Source organism: Stenotrophomonas sp. C9D9, assembly GCF_056491205.1.
In genome coordinates this window covers 427017-446786 of sequence record NZ_JBSZIF010000004.1, presented here as the reverse complement: position 1 = coordinate 446786, position 19770 = coordinate 427017, and the positions used below count along the sequence as shown (strand labels likewise).

Annotated in this window: 20 protein-coding genes and 1 tRNA gene; 4 read left to right on the top strand and 17 right to left on the bottom strand. The window is 65.7% G+C overall.

All coding sequences use genetic code 11. The annotated features are described in order from the left end of the window. Positions 1–2 precede the first annotated feature (2 nt). The 14 genes from ACXI0D_RS07515 to ACXI0D_RS07450 form a co-directional block, all read right to left on the bottom strand. Entirely contained in the window at positions 3–893 is an 891-nt protein-coding gene (locus tag ACXI0D_RS07515; protein ID WP_014036166.1) for a type II secretion system F family protein, read from the bottom strand. Then, entirely contained in the window at positions 890–1744 is an 855-nt protein-coding gene (locus tag ACXI0D_RS07510; protein WP_119007230.1) for a type II secretion system F family protein, read from the bottom strand. The genes ACXI0D_RS07515 and ACXI0D_RS07510 overlap by 4 nt, the downstream gene beginning before the upstream one ends. Then, positions 1737–3461: a TadA family conjugal transfer-associated ATPase gene (locus tag ACXI0D_RS07505; RefSeq protein WP_080347544.1), complete on the bottom strand. Its 1725-nt coding sequence runs from the start codon at positions 3459–3461 to the stop codon at positions 1737–1739. Before ACXI0D_RS07505 ends, ACXI0D_RS07510 begins: the two co-directional genes overlap by 8 nt. A gap of 13 nt (positions 3462–3474) precedes the next feature. After that, a complete protein-coding gene (locus tag ACXI0D_RS07500) occupies positions 3475–4971 on the bottom strand; it encodes a type II and III secretion system protein family protein (RefSeq protein ID WP_049446648.1) in 1497 nt (498 codons plus the stop codon). Beyond that, complete coding sequence (gene cpaB / locus ACXI0D_RS07495; protein WP_014036170.1) at positions 4958–5752, bottom strand: Flp pilus assembly protein CpaB; 795 nt, start codon at positions 5750–5752, stop codon at positions 4958–4960. Before cpaB ends, ACXI0D_RS07500 begins: the two co-directional genes overlap by 14 nt. Continuing rightward, entirely contained in the window at positions 5749–5934 is a 186-nt protein-coding gene (locus tag ACXI0D_RS07490) for a hypothetical protein (RefSeq protein ID WP_014646171.1), read from the bottom strand. Before ACXI0D_RS07490 ends, cpaB begins: the two co-directional genes overlap by 4 nt. Positions 5935–5944: 10 nt before the next feature. Then, on the bottom strand, positions 5945–6613 hold the full coding sequence (locus tag ACXI0D_RS07485) for a hypothetical protein (protein WP_119007227.1): 669 nt from the start codon (positions 6611–6613) through the stop codon (positions 5945–5947). Further along, positions 6597–7412, bottom strand: coding sequence for a TadE/TadG family type IV pilus assembly protein (locus ACXI0D_RS07480; protein ID WP_014036173.1), 816 nt, complete (start codon positions 7410–7412; stop codon positions 6597–6599). The genes ACXI0D_RS07485 and ACXI0D_RS07480 overlap by 17 nt, the downstream gene beginning before the upstream one ends. Positions 7413–7427: 15 nt before the next feature. Next, positions 7428–8213, bottom strand: a complete 786-nt coding sequence (locus ACXI0D_RS07475; protein WP_119007226.1) for a hypothetical protein — start codon at positions 8211–8213, stop codon at positions 7428–7430. Then, the gene (locus ACXI0D_RS07470) at positions 8210–9661 is read right to left on the bottom strand and encodes a pilus assembly protein TadG-related protein (protein WP_119007225.1); all 1452 of its coding nucleotides are present in this window, start codon (positions 9659–9661) and stop codon (positions 8210–8212) included. The genes ACXI0D_RS07475 and ACXI0D_RS07470 overlap by 4 nt, the downstream gene beginning before the upstream one ends. A 190-nt stretch (positions 9662–9851) precedes the next feature. Further along, the gene (locus ACXI0D_RS07465) at positions 9852–10124 is read right to left on the bottom strand and encodes a hypothetical protein (RefSeq protein WP_014036176.1); all 273 of its coding nucleotides are present in this window, start codon (positions 10122–10124) and stop codon (positions 9852–9854) included. Positions 10125–10661: 537 nt separating this feature from the next. Beyond that, a complete protein-coding gene (locus tag ACXI0D_RS07460; RefSeq protein WP_479642456.1) occupies positions 10662–11693 on the bottom strand; it encodes an OmpA family protein in 1032 nt (343 codons plus the stop codon). A gap of 20 nt (positions 11694–11713) precedes the next feature. Further along, positions 11714–12055, bottom strand: coding sequence for a hypothetical protein (locus tag ACXI0D_RS07455; RefSeq protein WP_158297980.1), 342 nt, complete (start codon positions 12053–12055; stop codon positions 11714–11716). Between the two features lie 449 nt (positions 12056–12504). Further along, positions 12505–12597: transfer RNA gene (locus ACXI0D_RS07450), tRNA-Ser, on the bottom strand. A gap of 143 nt (positions 12598–12740) precedes the next feature. Between ACXI0D_RS07450 and dnaX the strand changes: the two genes are divergently transcribed. The 4 genes from dnaX (at position 12741) to ACXI0D_RS07430 (ending at position 16271) form a co-directional block, all read left to right on the top strand. Next, entirely contained in the window at positions 12741–14807 is a 2067-nt protein-coding gene (gene dnaX / locus ACXI0D_RS07445; RefSeq protein ID WP_119007223.1) for a DNA polymerase III subunit gamma/tau, read from the top strand. 6 nt (positions 14808–14813) lie between these two features. Next, a complete protein-coding gene (locus tag ACXI0D_RS07440; protein ID WP_004154630.1) occupies positions 14814–15134 on the top strand; it encodes a YbaB/EbfC family nucleoid-associated protein in 321 nt (106 codons plus the stop codon). A gap of 111 nt (positions 15135–15245) precedes the next feature. Continuing rightward, positions 15246–15845, top strand: a complete 600-nt coding sequence (gene recR, locus ACXI0D_RS07435) for a recombination mediator RecR (RefSeq protein ID WP_049443379.1) — start codon at positions 15246–15248, stop codon at positions 15843–15845. A gap of 66 nt (positions 15846–15911) precedes the next feature. Further along, a complete protein-coding gene (locus tag ACXI0D_RS07430) occupies positions 15912–16271 on the top strand; it encodes a histidine triad nucleotide-binding protein (RefSeq protein ID WP_014036181.1) in 360 nt (119 codons plus the stop codon). 102 nt (positions 16272–16373) lie between these two features. Here ACXI0D_RS07430 and ACXI0D_RS07425 read toward each other — a convergent pair whose 3' ends face one another. Genes ACXI0D_RS07425 through ACXI0D_RS07415 form a run of 3 tightly spaced genes read right to left on the bottom strand, consistent with a single transcriptional unit; the run spans position 16374 to position 19763 of the window. Beyond that, positions 16374–16901: a Slp family lipoprotein gene (locus tag ACXI0D_RS07425; protein ID WP_014036182.1), complete on the bottom strand. Its 528-nt coding sequence runs from the start codon at positions 16899–16901 to the stop codon at positions 16374–16376. Continuing rightward, positions 16898–18847, bottom strand: coding sequence for a transglutaminase TgpA family protein (locus tag ACXI0D_RS07420; RefSeq protein WP_119007222.1), 1950 nt, complete (start codon positions 18845–18847; stop codon positions 16898–16900). Before ACXI0D_RS07420 ends, ACXI0D_RS07425 begins: the two co-directional genes overlap by 4 nt. Next, entirely contained in the window at positions 18840–19763 is a 924-nt protein-coding gene (locus ACXI0D_RS07415) for a DUF58 domain-containing protein (RefSeq protein WP_049443428.1), read from the bottom strand. Before ACXI0D_RS07415 ends, ACXI0D_RS07420 begins: the two co-directional genes overlap by 8 nt. Between the last annotated feature and the right edge of the window lie 7 nt (positions 19764–19770).

Below are 19770 nucleotides of genomic sequence, written 5' to 3'. Positions count from 1 at the left end.
CCTCACAGGATTCCCTGCTGCTTCATCTGCAGGAAGATGAAGTAGGCCAGGACGACGAAGATCAGGGGGAAGAAGAACAGCACCAGCGGTAGCATCATCTTCACCGGTGCTTCCAGGGCCAGCTTCTCGGCACGAAGGAAGCGCTCTTCGCGGCGCTGCATGGCCTGCGAGCGCAGCGTGTCGCTGAGGCTGGCACCCACCCGGTCGGCCTGGATCAAGGCGCTGGTGAAGCTGGTCAACTGGGAGATGTCGGCGCGATCGGACATGCGTCGCAGTGCTTCGGCGCGCGGAAGGCCCGCGCGCAGGTCACGCAGCATGCGCGAGAACTCCTGTGACAGCGGTCCGGGCGGCCCCTTGTCGACGGACTGCTCGATCGCACCGGTGATGTTCAGGCCCGCTTCGACGGCCATGGTGATGAAGTCGAGGAAGATGGGCAGGTCGCGGATCACGTGCTTGGAGCGCGCTTTCCGCCGTTCGCCCAGCCACAGCGTGGGATACATCCAGCCGAACGGTGCGCCGAATGCCAGGGCCATCAGCACGGAGCCGACTCCGAACCGGCCCAGCAGGATGATGGTGAGCAGCAGGAAGGTACTGGCCACGGCGGCGGAAACGATGCGTGCGCCATACAGTTCTTCCGGTGACAGCACGAAGTCCTGGCCGGCCGACTGCAGGCTGCGGTGCGCGCGCTCCAGCTGCGCCGAGGACAGGCGCGGCCCGGCCAGGCGCGTAGCGACCGTGATCAAGGGCCACAGGATGCGCAGCAGCAGTGGCAGCGGATCCTGGTAGTTGCGCTGGTCCACCTCGACCGACTGCACCAGTCCGCGCAGCGCGAATGCAAGCAGCCCAACAGCGGCAGCGGCAAGCAGTGCGACCAGGATGAGCAGGGCGTTCATATATCGATCGTCATGATTTTGCGGCACATGCGGTAGCCGAGGTATTCCAGTACCCCGATCAGGCCCATGACGCACCAGCCGATGAAGGTATGGAACATGGGATTCATCGTTTCCGGATAGAACAGCACGAGGAAGCCGACAAGACCGGCCGGGAGCATTGCCATGACGATGCCCTGCAGGCGCCCCTGCGCGGTGAGTGCCTTGACCTTGCCTTCCATGATGAGCTTGCGCCGCAGCGTTTCGGCGAGCGTGGACAGGCTTTCGGCGAGATTGCCACCGACCTCGCGCGAAATGCTGACGGCGGCCACGAACAGCTTCACGTCGGCGATGGGTACGCGGGCGGCGAAGTTGTCCAGCGCCTCCTCCGTGCGCACGCCCATGTGCTGCTCGCGCAGCACCAGTGCCAGCTCCTGGGCCAGCGGAGGCAGGCCATCATGGGCCAGTGCTTCCAGCGCAGGATTGAAGCCGACGCCGGCCTTGAGGCTGCCGGCCAGCATCAGCAGGCCATCAGGCAACTGCTGCTGGATCTGGTCGAGGCGGCGCTGCTTCAGCCACAGGTAGATCTTGCGGGGCGCTACGGCCAGCAGGATCAGGGCCAGGATCGGCAGCAGCAGGTTGCCACCGGTGATGATCCACAGCAGCACGGGGATCGCCAGCAGCATCAGGACATTGGTCCTGAACAGCACGCGCGGGTCGACGAACAGGAACATGTCGGCCAGATTGACCCGCGCCTGGTCCATGAAGTTGGCGCGGTAGCGGTCCATGAAGCCGGAGCTGGCACGCGCCAGCAGCAGTACCGAGCCTGTCACGCAGGCAAAACACAGCAGGGCGATCAGCAGGATGTCACTCATTCCGCCGTCCCCCGGTGCGGAAGATGTCCAGGTCGACCGCGACGCCGCGCTCGGCAAGCTCTTCATAGAACTCCGGCACTGCACCGGTCGCGACGAATTCGCCCACCACCTTGCCATCGCGTCCAGCACTGGAACGTGCCTTGAACAGGAACACATCCTGCAGCTGGATGGTTCCGCTTTCCATGCCGGTCAGTTCGGTGATGTGGCTGACCTTGCGCGAACCGCAGGGGAAGCGCTTCTGGTGCACGATCAGGTCCACCGCCGACGAGATCTGCTCGCGCACCACCGTCATCGGCAGTTCCATGCCGGACATCATGACCATCACTTCCAGGCGCGACAGCGCCTCGCGTGGATTGTTGGCATGGGCGGTGGTCAGCGATCCTTCGTGGCCGGTGTTCATGGCCTGCAGCATGTCCAGTGCTTCGCCGCCGCGGCACTCGCCGACCACGATGCGGTCCGGGCGCATGCGCAGCGCGTTGCGCACCAGGTCGCGGATGGAAATGTGGCCCTTGCCTTCCATGTTGGGAGGACGCGCTTCCAGGGCGACCAGGTTGGGCTGGACGAGCTTCAGTTCGGCCGCGTCCTCGATGGTGACGATGCGATCGGTATCGGGAATGAAGTTGGAAAGGATGTTGAGCAGGGTGGTCTTGCCGGAGCCGGTGCCGCCGGTAACGACGATGTTGCGCCGTTCGCGCACCGCAACGATCAGGAATTCCAGCATCGGCTGGCTGAGCGAGCCGAACGTGAGCAGGTCCTTTCCTTCCAGCTTGCGCTTGGCGAACTTTCGGATGCTGATGCTCGGGCCGCGCAGCGCCACCGGCGGAATGATGGCGTTGACGCGGGAGCCATCCTTCAGCCGCGCGTCGACCATCGGCGAGCTTTCGTCGATGCGACGACCGAGGGGCGTCACGATGCGTTCGATGGCCGACAACACCGCGCGGTCACTGGTGAAAACAATGGGGGACCGCTCGATCCTGCCGGCACGTTCAATGAAGATCTGGTCGTGCGCGTTGACCATGATTTCCGTCACCGTCGCATCGTCGATCAGGTCTTCCAGCGGGCCCAGGCCGATGGCCTCATCGAGCACTTCCTTGGCCAGCCTGCGCGGGTTGATCGTCTTGGGCAGCTCGGAGAACTCCCGTTGCATCACTTCATCGATCAGCTTGATGGTGGCGTTGCGCAGTGACTCATCATCCATGCTGCGCACATCGAGCCGGCGCAGGTCCATCTGCTTGACCAGCGAGGCATGCAGCTTTGCACGATAGACGGCCATGTCCGGCGGCAGCTGCTCCGGTCGTGCCAACTGGCGTTCGCTGGATGGCTGCGCCGGCGCGGGCGTCGGTGCAGGCGTGGAGTCCACCGGCGCATCGTTGGCCGCGCCCGCATTGAAGCTGCCGGCATCGGCGGTGGGTTCGGCTGGAGGGTCGTCGTCCACCACCTGCAGCAGGTAGTCGCCGATCTGCACGCGGTCACGGCTGGTGAGTGGGCCACGGCTGCCTTTGACCTGTTCGCCATTCACCAGTACCGGCGAGCGGCCTCCCAGGCTCTCGATGAAGATGCCCTGGTCCTCGCGCTTCAGCGCCGCATGGCGTTGGGCGATGCTCCAACCCTGCAGCACCACCAGGTTGCCATCGCCACGGCCGATCCCGCATTCACGGTGCAGGCAGCGGACACGTCGCTGGTCGCGATTGGGTGTGTCGATGAGGATGTTGAACATGCGACGGCTCCGGTTACTGCACGAAATCTTTGTTCCGGCGAGGCATGGCCTGCTGGCCGCGCTCCTGGATCTGTCGCGCACGCTCCAGGCCATCGAGGTTTTCCTGTGAGCCCGGCGTCACCACGCGCGGAGTAACGAACATCACCAGCTCGGTACGGTTGCCACGGAAGCCATCGGAGCGGAACAGCTTTCCCAGGATCGGGATATCGCCCAGCAGCGGCAGGCGCTTGGCATCCTGCTGCGCGCTGGAGTCGATCAGTCCGGAAATGACGATGGTTTCCCCGGCGTGGACGTTGATTTCCGACTCGGTGCGGCGGGTGGTGAAGCCCGGAACGCCCTGCACGGTCACCGTCGGATCGACACGGCTGACCTCGGCCAGGATGCGGGTGGAGATGTCCTCGTTGAAGTTGACCAGTGGCTCGATGTCGAGCTTGATGCCGTATTCCTTGTAGTCGACGGTGACCTGGCCAAAGCCCTGCGGAACCGGGATCGGCACTTCGCCGCCAGCCAGGAACTTCGCCTGCCCGCCACTGCGCGCACTGAGTTGAGGCGAGGCCAGCAGGAACGCCTTGCCCTTGTTCATCATCAGGTTGATCGCCGAGCCGATCTGCGTGGCGATGCCAAAGAAGGCCTGGGTTCCCTGCAGCTTGTTCGGCAATAGCACGCCGTTGGCCGGGCTCTGTTCGGGGTTGATGCGGTAGTAGTTGTTGTTGGTGAAATCCTTGACGATGCCGGCCACCGGGCCGCGGATCACGTTGTCCCACTGGATGCCGAGTTCTTCCAGCGCATTGGTGTCGAACTCCATGATCTTCACGTCCATCTGCACCATCGGGCGCATGCCCACCGGGTCGGCGGTAGTGAAGTTCAACACCGTCGGGTAGATCTTCTGGATCGCATCGATGCGGCTGCCGATCCCCGGATTGATGTCCTGGCCGGTGATGACCACGCGGTCGGCGACGGCATGCACGTTTATCTTTTCCACATCGGCCAGCAGGGTGCGGATGGTTTCGGCCAGGCTGACCGCATCGTTCTCGGAGATGTCCACCTGCACCTGCAACTGCTTGCCGTTCTGCAGCCACAGGTGAACCGTGGTGGAGCCGGCCTTCATGCCCATCATGATCAGGTCGCGTGGGCCGACGTTGGTGACTTCGAGCATCTCGCCACTACCGACGGCCACGCGCTTGAGCCCGCTGGGCAGCGTGTAGACCGCAGCCTGGCCGGCATAGATCCGGGCGCGGGTGGGCAGCGGCACCGCAGGCATGGCCGATGCGCTGGTGCGATAGGCGGGATCGGCAACCGGCGCCGGGAAGGCGCTCTGCCCGCCCGGTACCGGTGCATGGTTGGTGCTTGCCTGCGGCTGTGCCTGGACGGCGGGGCGCGGTGCGACCGTAATCGGCACCGGGGTCAGCTGGGTGCCAGTGGTCTGTGCCACGGCCAGCAGTGGTGCGGTGGCAACAGCGATGGCCGCGGTGGCGGCGATGAGGCTGCGGATTCCATTATTGCTGCGCATTCGTCGACCCTTTGCCCCCAATGATGAATTGCACGCCAGCACGACCCTGCGTGCCGTTGCCGAGCAGTTCCCTCTGCGTCATGCCACTGAGGCCGAACGCACCACGATCCTCCACCTGGCGAAGCATCACCCGCATCGAACCCGCCTTGGCAGCGACCGTGAGTCGCTGCGCCTGCGCCGGTGTCAGTTCCAGAGTGATGTTCGAATAGCCCTGCTGGTCTTCCGAGGCCGGCGTTTCACCGACGCGGTTGCCGGTTGCCAGTACGTTGATGTCCTCAAGCAGCGGCAGCACCCGGGCACCGGTTTGTTCCTGCTCGACGGTCAGCAGGATGTCGACGTGATCCCCGGGGGCGATCATGCCGGAGATCGAGTTCGTCTCGTCCACCTGAAGGGTATAGCCCACGTTGCCCTTGGCGATCACGCGTGAGAACTGGTCGTACAGCGGTACCAGTGCACTGGCACCCAGCGGTGCACCTTCGCGGATCGGCGCGCGCAGCATGCGGCCGCTGTACTCGGACACATTGTCCGGCGTGATCGCATCGGCAGGCGGCAGGTCGGCGGGGACTTCGCGCACTGCAAGGTCGGCAACGGTGACGATGCTGCCCGGTTCCATGTCGGTCTTGGGCACGGCCACCGGCACCATTTCCACCGGCGGTGCGGCACGTTCGTTCACCGCCTTCTGCACGTAGCGCACGGCGACCAGGGCCGCGAACAGGCCAAGGGCGAGGGCGATGATGATGAAGACGACGTTGCGGTTGGCTTTCAGCGGGAGCGCCTTCATACGACTCCCATCGACAGCATGTAGGTGAACCCCTGGTACGCCTTGCGCAGTGAATCGATCAGCTCGAGCACGATGTTCGGCTCGGCGACCAGGACCAGGACACCGACGGAAGCGACCACGGCGTACTCGATCAATGCGGCCCCGCGCTGGCGGCGTAGGGACGGTGGAATGCGTTTTCTCATGGCGGTGGTCTCAGTGCTGCGACTGGTTGACGACAATCGAGGTTCCCTGCTCGTGCCGGTTGAAGGTCATGGTCATTTCCTGGTTGCCCTTGCTGTAGCGGACAACGCACTGCAGCGCGATCATCGAACACCCGGCAGGGCCGGAACTGCGGCTCCAGCCATCCGCGGGAAGGCGGCTGGCGTAGAAGGCATCGGTCTGGAAGGGAGACAGCGTGCTTTCCATGGACAGGCTGCGCCCGGGCGTATCCAGGTAGGAGATGTCATTGATCACCTGGGTGCCGGACGGTTTCGGGAAATCGGCGCCGGCCGCCGCATCGGGCTTGCGCTTGAGCAGGCGTGTAATGCCGATCTGTGACTGGCTGCCACTGCCCTTGGCCGATACCTCGATGGTCACGTAGTACTCGCCGTGTGCATGGCCGATCACGGTCTTGCCGCCGACCTCGTTGATCACGGTCTGCCCAGGCCATTCGCGGTTGTAGTAGCTGACGATGGACGACACCGGCAATGTGGACGTGAAGCGCGAGATGCGCATGGGCAGGCCGTTGTAGAGCATGTCCTTGGCCACCCACTCGCTCTGCGCACCCTCGGGCTCGGGAATGTCGGGCCAGGACGCGGCCAGCGCAGGCCAGGCGAACAGCAGCGCGGCCAGTGCCGCCAGGAGGTCAACGCGACGGCGCATAGGCAGGCAACTTGTCGACAGGCACCACGTCGGGTGCGATGTAACCGGGATCAAGCCTGCTCAGCGTCCCGATCATCGGGATGCCGGAGAGGCCGTCAAACGCCTTGGCGATGCCCGCCATGTGCTGGGACGGCACCAACGGCTTGACCTGCGCGATCACCGAGCGTGACGAGTTGACCTTGAGCCCGGAACCGGCGGCATTCCAGGGGTCGGCCAGCACCACATGGGTGGCCTGCAGCTTCAGGCCCAGCGAATCGAAGGGTTCCAGGTAGGCCGCAGCACTGCCATTGGCACTTTTCAGATCCTGCACATCCAACCGCAGCTGGGCCTGGGTCAGGCCGTTGCGGTTGGGCGGGAACGAACCGAACATCGAGGTCACGTCACCGATCTTCTTCATCATGCCGCCTGCCGACGTGCTGGTGTAGGAGACCAGGGCGAGGTCACCGCGCCGTACCAGCGGCTGGTTGGAGAAGGTGTTCATCAGAACATCGCCGACGGCTGCATCGCGTGCGCCGGTCTGCGCCTGGCTGACGATGGGGTCGTTGGCGCGCCCGAAGTAGCGGTCGACGGCGAGATCGCGCTGGCGGCCGCTGGCCGGCAGTTTGTAGTCCGGTGATACGGTGGCTTCCCAGGCGATCGCGCGCGCGGCCTGCTGGGTGGCCTGGCGGGCGTGGATGTACTTGGCGAGGATCGGGATCAGCAGGAAGATCGGCACCAGCACGGCGCAGAGCACGGCGACTTCGGTGAGACTCTGGCCGCGCTGGCGACGCGCGCCGCGGAATGGGCGTTCCCTGTCCATGGCTACCTCAGCAGGTCATCGTTGGGAGGACGGTTCGCGCGGTACCTCGAGGTCGCCGCGTTCAAAGGGTTGGCCCACCGTCATGCGCTGCGTGGTCAGGCGGGTGCCATTGCCGTCCAGGGGTTCCTGTTCCAGGACAATGGCGTAGCGGCTTGGCCGGTAGTCGTTCAGCGCACCGGGAGTGAAGCCCCAGCTGGCACCGGCCGACCACACGCACTGGCTGAACCGTCCGTTCTCGTCCTTCCACGCGTTGCACGGCTGGCCAGCGACTCTGCGGTTGCCCGCGCGCTGGAAGCCCGGCGAGGCGCTGCCTTCGTCGGCTTCGGCGGCAAAGCGGGTGAGCCCGTCGCTGTCGGCAGGTGTCTGGCTGCGCTCTCCGGTTGCCAGGTCGACCTGCTCCACGCCGGAGGCGCTCTGGGTCTCCTGCAGGCCGGTGGTCTCCAGGCGGAACTGGCAACTGGTCGCCGGGCCATCGTTGAGCAGGCGCCACTCGCGGGTACGGAACACTTCTTCTTTGCTGGAAAGCCAGGCTTCGTAACGGACGGTCCCCAGGCGGGCGACATCGGCGTCATCCAGTGCGCGGGTCGGCAGCCCGGCCGCCTGGCAGTCGCTCAGTGCTTGCTGGTAGCTGGTGCGTGCCGCATTGCGGCCATCCACCAGGGTCTCGGCGATCTGGTCAAGATGGATGCCGGGCATGTTCCTGGCAGCGGCCGGCTCGCCGTTGTCCGCCGCGCTGCCACAGCCGCTGATCAGCAGTGTGGCGATCGACAGGTGCAGGCGATTGAATACAGCAAACGTCATGGCATCAGGGCTCCGGCTGCCGCCAGGGCAGCCTTGGTGGTGGCATCGGTCTTGACCAGTCGTGCCTGCCAGTAAGGACTGAACAGGTTTCCGGTTTCACGCTTGCGGTCATCGCGGCTGAACATGCGCAGCTGCACCGGACGGTCGAAGAACACCTGCGCGGAGGAGAGCGCCGCGATCTTGTTGTTGGCCATCTTGTCCGGCAGTTCCATCTGCGAGCCGGCCGGGGCGCCGATGCCGGCGCCTGACGTGGTGCGCGCGCTGGTGCCGGCGGTCTCGGCATAGATGGTGAAGACCGGGCCGACCTTGTCGCGGTCACGATCATTCTCGGCGTAGGGCTGCAGTGCCTGCCCGGCCTTGACGTCGTGATAGTCGCGCAGGCCGTTGTAGCCGGTGAAGAAGGCCTTGCGATGCTGGCCGTTGGCGAAGCGCACGTTGGCATCCTGGCTGCGGTCGACAATCCACGCCGCGCCACGATTGCGGCGCACCGCTTCGCCATACGGGCGGTAGCGGCGGCGGTCCCAGTCCGAGTACCAGCCGTTGCCGTTGCCGAAGCCATTGAGGAAGCGCTGGTTGCGATAGCTTTCCACGGCCTGCGCACCGCCCCAGCCGACCGGAATGTCGATATCGGGAAGCGGCCATGGCAGCGGAAGCTCGACGGCCATGGTGTCCAGCGCCGCCCATCGGTTGTAGTCGACCATGTCGGTGCCGCCGGACTGCACCAGGAAGCCGAGGAAATCATCGCTGCGGCTCTTGCTGAAGCCATCACGCGACTGCATCACCACATTGCGGAAGCGGTCGGCACCCTGGCGCTGCGTGGCCGAGCCACCGTTGGCGGTGCGGGGAATGCTGTAGCGCTGCAGCAGCCGGTTCTCGGCCGTGGCCAGTTGCGTGCCGAGCACCGCGGTTCCAATGGTGCCCAGCTGTGCCTGCGGTGAGTTCCGCTGCAGCACATCCTTGGCGATGGTGTAGCTGTCCAGCCGTGATACGCCTTCGATGACGAGCTGCACCGAGGCAGCGAACATCATGTTGAGCTTGTCGATGGCGATGATGGCCGCCTGCGCGACAGGCTGGAACGCCTGGCGGGTGGCCTTGAGGATGCGTTCGGCGACCTTGAAGGCGGTTGCCAGTGCCTTGAACACCACGCCGATGTAGGGAATGGCGGAGAGCACATCCAGCGTGGTGCGGATGACGATCGACGTGGTGTGCATCTGGTTCAGCCACGAATAGAGGCTGATCGTCTGCGCCACGGCCACTTCGTTGGCAACGCGGGCACGGTTCATGTAGGCCGCGTAGTTCAGTGCACGTGCCTGCTGGATCGCAACGCTGTAGGCGGCGGCGTCGGCCGCATTGACCAGCTCCACCTTCTTGTTCACCACCTGCCCCGTGTTGAACAGCAGGACAATCCCGATGCACAGAACCAGAATGAGTGCCAGCCCGAGAACCATTGCTTGGCCGGCGACCGTTCGGTGGCTGGAAACGCCCCGGGCCGCACGGCTTCGTGCCAAAGCCAATGCGCTGCGCATAACGAATTCCTGGGCCGGAGGCCATGGCTGCCCGTCGCGCGCCGCGTGCGGTGCGCGCAGGGAGATTATGCTGGGAGGGCCCTGGCGGCTTCATGCCGCCAGGGCTGGGGTATTACTTGTTCTTGTACGCGTCCATGCCCTTGGTCTTGTCAGCTTCCTGCTGGGCGCTGTTTGCCTGGTTCTTGGCGCGGTTGATCGACTGCGTTGCGCTCTGGCCGGACAGTTCTTTCGACATGCCTGCCACCTGGCTGCGAACCGTGCCTCCGAAGAAGGTGACGGCTCCGATCGCGGCGATGGCGATCAGCGCGGTGATGATGATGTACTCGGTCATGCCCTGACCGGCCTGCTTACGGGAAAAACGGATGTGACGACGGCTGCGTTCCATGTATTTCCTCCTTGATGGCAGGAATCCTCCCGGATGTGCGGGATATTCGGCGTGTCCGCTGGGGGATCCTGATTAATGGCAGGGCGAGGTAAAGACAGGAAGCTCACACCCTGGTTCGTCGAAAATTTGTCGCTCGTTCGAGAACGGGGCCAAGCCTATCGACAGAAAATTGACGATACAAGTCAGGTTTTTCCGATATGCAATGAAATATTTGAAAATGTGATGCGTATTGCAAATTAACAATTGTCTGCACATAAACGCGTCAATTTTGAGCTAGATGCGCCCATTTTCGTCAAAGAAATTAACATTCAACTGACACATTTATGTCACGCGGGTGGCCGGACATGTCGGAATTCTGGCGCGCCCGGTGACTTGTGGAGAGCCTTGTTCGTAGTCAAATCGAACGATGGATTCGAATGCATTTACTTTGCTGGATTCGCGATGAAACGGATGGTCGTGCAGCGCGAAAAAGAAAAAAGCACATGCAGGGCATGTGCTTTTTTCGTATCGCTTCAGCGCAGTAATGTCGTCGTGATATCAGCGCTTGACCAGCTCCACGCGACGATTGGCACGACGCCCTTCTTCGGTTGAATTGTCGGCGACCGGTTGGCTCTGGCCGTAGCCTTTGGCCGTCAAGCGATCAGCGGCGACTCCGCTGCCGACAAGACGTGTGCGTACCGACTCCGCACGCGCCTGCGAGAGCGTCTGGTTGTGCGATTGGCTGCCGCTGTTGTCGGTGTGTCCTTCCACGGAAAGACGAAGCTGCGGGTCGGCCTTCAACAGCTGGGTGACCTGTGCGATCTGTGGTTCCGAATCGGGCAGGATCTCGGCGGCGTCGGTTGCGAAGTTCACCTGGATGGACACCTTTCCACTGCTGTCCAGTGCCTGTTTCAGGGTGTCCGCTTCAATGACCTTGGCCGTGATCTGCACCGGCTTTGTCTCTGCGACGAGCAGGCCACCGGAGTTTCCACCCGAGCCCAGGTGAATCCAGATATCGCGATCTTCGCGATGGATGACATAGGTTTCTGCGGGTTCGTTGTAGATGTCGCCGATGCCGCCGACATAGGTGGTGGCGGCCTTGCTGTTGCCGATGTCACGCGATGCATCGGCGGGAATGGTGCCGGAGAAAATACGCTTGCCACCCAGGGCCTCGACCAGGCTCTGCACATTGCGGCTGAGTTCCAGCTGCGAATACGGGTGATCGCTGCTGCTCTGCAGTACCGACGAATGAACCTTGCCTTCAATCCATTCCACGCGATCTCCGGTCCAGAACGGTACGCGATCGAATTCGCTGTCCACGACGTCCTGGCTGGTGTAGCCCTGCGGCAGACCGAGATAGGGGAAGCTGCCGATCGTTGCCTGCGATACGGGCAGCTCGGCAACATTGAAGGCTGCGGCCTTCTGGCTTCCACCCCCGGCCGAGGCAGCCTGCGGTGATGGTTCGGCTGCGGCGCCGGAAGGTGCGGCCGGGGAAGCGCCACCCTCTGCGGGCGCTTCGCCAGCGCGCTTGCAGGCGCCCAGTGCCAGCACCAGGCTGGCGGCCAACAGGCTCGCGCGAACTGCGGACATCGTCGATCCGTGCTTCTGCATCATGAACGCACCTGCTTCATCAATTCGTTGCAGACTTCGTTGGTGGGCTTGTATTGGCCCTTCTTCCAGGCATCGGTGATCTTCTTCTGCGTCTGCGCTTCGGCCGCGTCATAGGCCTGGTCGAAGCCCGCTTCTGAGCCGAATACGGTTTTTGCCTGCGCCTTGTGGCTCGCGCGCAGCTTGGCCGCCTGTTCCGGGGTTGCACCACACGCCAGGGCGTTGCCTGCATGCGTGCCGCCCAATGCCCCGAACTGCGCCGCGCCGCCGCCTTGTGCGACTGCGGTGCCGCTGCCGATCAGCAAGGCGGAGGTGATCACTAGCTTCGTCATGAAATACCGCATGTTGATGTTCCTCATCCGGCCCGTTGGCGGGCATCAATCCCCTGTGGCCCGAGCATAGCAACAGGCAGTGAGTGCCAGCGTGTCGTTGCATCGCCATGGCACGGCCAGTGGTCAGGGCGTGGACAGGAAGGGCGGGGTGTCGCGACGTAGGGCAGATCCTGTGTTGGATGGCCGTCGAACGTGGAAGCGGGGCGGTCGGCCGGGAATCCACGCATGGCGTGAATCTACTGATGGGTCTGACGTCCCTGCATGGCGGAGATCCATCGATGGATCTGGAGCAGCAAGCCCCTCTGTTGAGGGGCTGCCCCGACAGGGGCGGAGAGAGGCCGGCAAGGGGAGGGGCCCAAACGTTGCGCAGCAACGTTTGGGGCGAAGCGCACACAGCGCACTTCGCGTCCCCAGCCAGATAACTGAAAAAGGCTGCCCGAAGGCAGCCTTTTTCAGTTATCTGGCGGAGAGAGGGGGATTCGAACCCCCGAAGCGCGGTTTAGACGCTTACACACTTTCCAGGCGTGCTCCTTCAACCACTCGGACACCTCTCCGGATCCCTGCCATCGGCAAACGCCTCAGCAGGGGCGCAGATTCTAGCGGGCGGCGCGGCCGGACACAAGCACCCAGTTCCGGGTCGCATCCAGGGGCATTGTTGGCGAGGGGGCTGGACAGGCATGGCACAATGGAACATCCGATGGAAAACGGTGGCCTGATGTCCTATCTCGTCCTTGCCCGCAAGTGGCGTCCGAAGCGTTTCGCCGAGCTGGTGGGCCAGGAACACGTGGTCCGTGCGCTCAGCAATGCGCTGGACAGCGGCCGGGTCCACCACGCGTTCCTGTTCACCGGCACCCGCGGCGTGGGCAAGACCACCATCGCGCGCATCTTCGCCAAGTCGCTGAACTGCGAGCAGGGCACCAGCGCCGATCCGTGCGGCCAGTGCGCGGCCTGCCTGGACATCGACGCCGGCCGCTACATCGACCTGCTGGAAATCGACGCCGCGTCCAACACCGGCGTGGATGACGTGCGCGAGGTGATCGAGAACGCGCAGTACATGCCCTCGCGCGGCAAGTACAAGGTCTACCTGATCGACGAAGTGCACATGCTGTCCAAGGCGGCGTTCAACGCGCTGCTGAAGACGCTGGAAGAACCGCCGGAACATGTGAAGTTCCTGCTGGCCACCACCGATCCGCAGAAGCTGCCGGTCACCGTGCTCAGCCGCTGCCTGCAGTTCAACCTCAAGCGCCTGGATGAAGACCAGATCCAGGGCCAGATGACCCGCATCCTGGCGGCGGAAGAGATCGAGGCCGACGGCAGCGCCATCGTGCAGCTGGCCAAGGCCGCCGATGGCAGCCTGCGCGATGGCCTGTCGCTGCTGGACCAGGCGATCGCCTATGCCGGCGGCGCGCTGCGCGAGGACGTGGTGCGCACCATGCTGGGTACCGTGGACCGCACCCAGGTGGCGGCGATGCTGGATGCGCTGGCCGAGGGCGATGGCCCGCGCCTGCTGCAGGTGGTGGCCGCGCTGGCTGAGTTCTCGCCGGACTGGAGTGGTGTGCTGGAAGCGCTGGCCGAAGGGCTGCACCGCATCCAGGTGCAGCAACTGGTGCCGGGCGCCGCCGCCGCGGAAGGCCTGGATGTCGCGGCATTCGCCGAGCGCCTGCGCCCGGAAGTGGTGCAGCTCTGGTACCAGATGGCCCTGAATGGCCGCCGCGACCTGCCGCTGGCACCGAGCCCGCGCGCCGGCTTTGAAATGGCGGTGCTGCGCATGCTGGCGTTCCGTCCGGCCGCAGCGGTACCGCCGGTGCCGAAGGCCGTCGACGGTGCGGTGGGCGGCGCGCCGGGCGGCAACGCTGGCGGTGGTGGCGCCGGTACCGGTAGCCACGACACGACGCCGGCCGCTGCCGCCGCTTCGGCCAGCCCGGCCGTGGCGGCGCAGGTCGCCGCGCCGGTGCAGGCTGCGCCGCGAGAACCTGAACCCGAACCCGAGCCGGCCCCGCAACCGGAACCGGATCCGACGCCTGAGCCCAAGCCGGTTCCGGTGGAAGAGCCCGTGTCGCCGCCGCCAGTGAAGGCCGCGGCAGAGACGCCGGCGCCTGCCGTCACTGCAGAGGCAAGCGACGACCTGCCGCCGTGGGCCACTGACGAAGCCGAGGCGCGTGACGAGGCGTTGGCGGCCGAGATGTCCGGCCCGGACGCCGCCATGGTCGCGCCCTGGCACGAACCGCCGGCTCCCGTCGCGGCTCCCAGCGAGCCTGCGCCGCCCGAGCGCCCGTTCCGCGCCGAAGGCATTGCCATTGCGCCGGCCGAACATGCTGAACTGGCCCCGGCGCGTGCTGCCGCGCCGCAGGAAGGTGTCAGCGAGCTGGCCACTGCCGAAGACTGGCTGGATCTGGTCGCCAACAGCGGCCTGAGCGGCCCCTCGCGGCAACTGGCCGCCAATGCCGCGTTCATCAGCTGCCAGCACGGGACCTTGAAACTGGGCCTTTCGCCCGGATTTGAATACCTGCGCTCGGAGCGCGCGCTGGCTGCCCTGGGCGAGATGCTGCAGAAGGCCCTCGGCCAGGCGCCGAAGATCGTGGTCGAGACCGTGGAAACCGAGCACGTTCCGGCCGAGACCCTGCATCAGCGGGCCGACCGCCAGCGTGGCGAGCGGCAGCAGGTGGCAGAGGCTGTTTTCATGGACGACCCGGAAGTGCAGGTGCTGATCCAACAGCACGGCGCACGGGTTGTTTCCGATTCCATCCGTTCTTTTGACGAGTAAGACACTATGCGCGGCAATATCGCCCAACTGATGCAGCAGGCCCAGAAGATGCAGGAAAACCTGCAGAAGGCCCAGGAAGAAATCGCCAAGATCGAAGTGACCGGCAGTGCCGGTGGCGGCATGGTCAGCGTGACCCTGACCGGCGCCAAGGAATGCCGCAAGGTGCGTATCGACCCGTCGCTGGCCAGTGACCCGGAAATGCTGGAAGACCTGATCGCGGCCGCCTTCAACGATGCCTCGAACAAGATCGATGCCGAGTCGAAGTCGAAGATGGGTTCGGCCACCGCCGGCATGCAGCTGCCGCCGGGCATGAAACTGCCGTTCTGATTCGTGGCGGGGCGCCTGTCGCTGCAGGTGCCCGCTGCAACCCTCAGTCGAGCATGGCTCGGCTCTACACGTAGCTGTCGAGCCTGCTCGACGCCATGAAAGCATGAAGCCGTGTCCGCACCCCTGCTTGAACAATTGATCGACGCACTGCGGGTGCTGCCTGGCGTCGGCCAGAAGACCGCACAGCGCATGGCCTACCACCTGCTCGAGCGCGAGCGCGAAGGTGGCCAGCGACTGTCCGAAGCCCTGGCGTTGGCGGTGGAGCGCATCGGCCACTGTGCGCAATGCCGCGACTTCAGCGAAACCGAGCTGTGCCCGACCTGTGCCAACAGCAGCCGCGAGCGCAGCCAGCTGTGCGTGGTCGAATCGCCGGCCGACCGCCTGGCCATCGAGAACGCCACCGGCTTCCGCGGTGTCTACTTCGTGCTGCAGGGCCGGCTGTCGCCGCTCGATGGCATCGGCCCGCGCGAGCTGGGCCTGGAGCAGCTGGAGCAACGGCTGGCCGAAGGCGAGGTGCAGGAGCTGATCATCGCCACCAGTGCCACCGTCGAAGGCGAAGCCACCGCGCACTACCTGGCGCAGCTGGCGCGCGCGCGCAAGGTGCAGCCCAGCCGGCTGGCGCAGGGCCTGCCGCTCGGTGGCGAACTCGAATACGTTGACCGCGGCACGCTGTCACACGCGTTCGGCACGCGCAGCGAATTCCGCGACTGAGCGCTGTCCGGGCAGCGCCCGGCGTGTCCGGCCTACAATGCGCAAGACATCCCGCCGAGGCCGACCATGAGCAACGAAACCCTCTTCAGCAAGATCATCCGTCGCGAGATCCCGGCCACCATCGTCTACGAGGACGACGAGGTGCTGGGCTTCAAGGACATCGCACCGCAGGCGCCGGTGCACGTACTGTTCATTCCGAAGAACGAGATCATCCCGACCCTGGACGACCTGCAGCCATCGCAGGCGCACCTGATCGGCAAGCTGGCCCTGGCCGCCGCCGAGTATGCGCGCCGCGAAGGCTTCGCGCAGGATGGCTACCGCATCGTGATGAACTGCCGCGAGCATGCCGGGCAGACCGTGTTCCACATCCACATGCACCTGCTGGCGGGTGCGCCGCTGGGGCATTTCGGTACGCCGGGGCGCTGAGCGCCCGGCATCCATCATTGCCCGCAGTGGATCCACGCGATGCGTGGATGAAAAAAGGCCGCCCGAAGGCGGCCTTTTTCGATCACGCATGGCGGATGGCGATCACCACCAGCCCCAACGGCCGTAACCACCCCAGTACGGGCCATACGGGCCCGGGCCCCACGGGCCATAGGGGTAGGGCACCACATCGACCTGGCGCTGTTCCGGCCACAGGTAGATCACATCGGCCGACAGCTTCGGCAGGCGGTAGTCGTACTCACCGATGCGGGTGTTCTGGTAGCCGTCGATCTTGCCGATGAAGGTCACGTCGCGGCCGGCTTCAAACACGGCCGGGTCGTAGAAACCGGCGCGGCAGGCGATGAAGCGGCCGTCGCTGGCGTCGGACGAGGTAGTGTTCGGGCGGCCGCTAGCGTTGAGCGGGCGCGAGATCATCTGGAAGCAGGTCTCGCCCTGGCCGGGCTTGGTTTCGATGATGCGACCGCCCCAACGGACCGGCGTGCCGACCTGCTGGGTGGCGACCGAGTCGCGCGGGGAGACCAGGCTGAACTGTCCCTGCAGCGGCTTGGGGGCCGTGGCGCAGGCCGACAGGGCCAGCGTGGCCACAGCGGTGAGGAGGAACTTGGTGTTCATGGGGAGGCTCCGGAAGTCGGGCGATGCCTGCGCAGGTCCCGCAATAATGAAGCGAGGTCGGTGCAAGTTCCAGCGTAACGCGCGTCGGCGAAACGCTGGCTGAGTGCCAGCAGGGCGGGGTCGGGGCGCTGGGCGTGTACCCGCCGTGACCAGTCGCATGCTGTCTCGTTGGGTTCGCGGGCCAGGCCAAGGCGTGCATAGCGCTGCCCCAGCCGGTGCCAGGCGCGCAGCAGCGGGTCGCGCTCGCGCTCGCCGCGGGCCAGCAGCCAGGCCATCCACGCCAGTGCCAGCAGCGCCGCGACCACGAAGCCGGTCACCAGCTGCGCCGGCCCGAGATCATCCAGCCCGAACGGCTTGAGCAGTTGCTGCTGGCGGCGTGCGTCGAAGGACAGCACCAGGTCGTTCCAGCCGCGGCGCAGCCAGTCACCCATCTGCCCCAGCTGCAGCCAGCGCTGTTGCAGCGGGGTCTCCGTGCCGGCCTGCAGGCGGTCGTCCAGCGTGTCCAGGATGCGTTCCGGTGCCACGGCCGCAGTCGGGTCGACCCGGACCCAGCCGCGCTGCGGCAGCCAGACTTCGGCCCAGGCGTGGGCATCCATGCGCCGCACCACCCAGTAGTCGCCGATGCGGTTGCGGGTGCCGCCCGCGAAGCCGGTCACCACCCGGGCCGGAATGCCGGCGTTGCGCATCAGCACCACGAAGGCCGAGCTGAAGTGCTGGCAGAAGCCTGCCTTGTAGTTGAACAGGAAATCGTCGACCGGATCCCGTCCCGCCACCGGCGTTTCCAGCGTGTAGGAGAAGTCGCGGGTGATCCATTGCAGCGCACGGCGGACGATGGCCTCGTCATCATTGCCGGCCTCCTGCCGCCATTGCTGTGCCAGTTGGGCGGTGCGCGGATTGAAGCCGGGCGGAAGCTGCAACGCGGCGCGGCGCAGGTAGGGCGACAGATCGGTGTCGAACCGTTGCGGAGGTGCCGAATGCAACCGCCAGCGGCTGAGCGCGGACAGCGTGCGGTCGCTGCGCAGGCTCATGTCCGCATCGAAGCTGCTGCCCTCCGGTGCGCGGCTGGGCAGGTCCAGGGCCACCAGCAGGCGACGGTCGGTGGGCTCGTAGTCGATCTGGTAGTCCCATCCCTGTGCGGCGGCTTCGACCACCGGGGCCGGGCGCCGGGCCGTCGCGCGATCGCGGCTCCAGCGGTGGCCATCGAAGGACGTCAGCACCGGACCGCGCCAGTAGCGCTGTGCGGGCTCGGGCACCGCGCCGAAGAACTGCACGCGCAGCGCCGGGGTGTCGTCGGCCATCAGGTCCAGCCATTGGTCAGGCGCCATGCTGTCAGCCAGGCCGGGTGTACCCACCGCTCGTTCGGGTACGCCCCACAGCGGCGCGGACAAGCGCGGGAACAGCCAGAAGCAGGCCAGAGCCAGCGGCAGGCCGATGCCCAGCAGTCGGCCGACACCACGCAGTTGCCCGCGCAGCGGCAGGCGAGGGCTGTGGCCCTCGTCCTGGGCCAGGCGTTGCAGCGCCAGCAGTGCGGCAACCGCGGCCAGCGCCGCCAGTCCGGTGGTCAGTGGTCCCTGGTCGAGCAGGAAGGCCGCGAACGGCGAGAACAGCGCGAATCCCAGCAGGCTGCGCGCGTCGCGCAGGTTGCGCAGTTCGCTGGATTTGATTGCCAGCATCGCCGCCAGCAGCGCACAACCGGTATCACGGCCCGGCCGCACCATGCCCATCTGCCAGACGATGGTGGCGAGCATGGCCAGCACCAGCAGCAGGCGCACCGGCATCGGCAGCACGCGCCGCCGGGAAAGCGCAGCGGTCAGCACGGCGGCGATCGCGATCACGATGGCCAGCACCGGCGGCAGCTGCAGCAGGAGTGGCAGCAGCGCCAGCGCTGCGCTGGCCAGGGTCCAGCTGCGTGCGTTGCGATCGAGCAGGACGGCAGGCTCAGTCATGGGGCATCAGCGCCAGTGCGCGCAGGCACAGGTGGTGGTGGCTGGCGCCCTGGCCGGGCCCGAACGGTGGATGGGCCGGAAGCTGCAGTGTGTAGCGTCGGCCTTCGCGCTCGGCCATGTCGACCCAGCGTGCCAGCCGCGCGATGCGCGCTTCATGGCCCAGCGGTGCCAGCGCGCGCCAGTCCAGCACCACTTCGATGCCGATCGGTTTTTCGTACTCGCGTACCAGCAGGCTGTCGCGGCGTGCCGAGTGTTTCCAGGCAATGCTGCGCGGGGCGTCGCCGGCACGATAGGGGCGCAGCTGGTGCAGCTCCTCGCCACTGGCGTGGGCGCGGGTGTGCAGTGGATCGCTGCCACTTTCCGGAAGCGGAGGTGCCAGTGCCTCGGCCAGTGGATAGACCAGCAGCGGCTGCTCCGGCCACACCCACGACCATGCCCGCACCAGCCCCAGCGGCTGCGTGCTCGACAGGCGGATGCGGGGCAGTTCCAGCCAGCCGCGGCGCTCGCTGGGGACATCCAGCTCCACTTCGCCGCGGCCGTGTGCAGGCAGTGCGACCCAGGCCTCGCTTGCGCCCAGCTGCAGGTGCAGCCCATGGCGCGCGCGCGGGTCGCGCAGCGACAGGTCCACGCGCAGGCGCAGGGGATGCCCCGCTGGAACCGGTTCGGCGGAGATTGCATCGATCTGTATGCCGGACAGCTGCAGGTGCGCAGCGATGGCGCTGGCGATCGCCGCTGCGGCCAGCAACAGGGCCAGCAGCAGGGCCGGGTTGTTGTTGTAGTTCAATGCGCCCAGCAGCATCGCCGACAGCAGCGTGGCGACGAACAGGCCGAAGCGGGTCGGCAGTACATAGATGCGATGGCGGTCCAGCCGCTGCGGCAAGGCTTCGGGCCTGCGTGGGCGTGCCAGCAGCTGCATGCGTGCC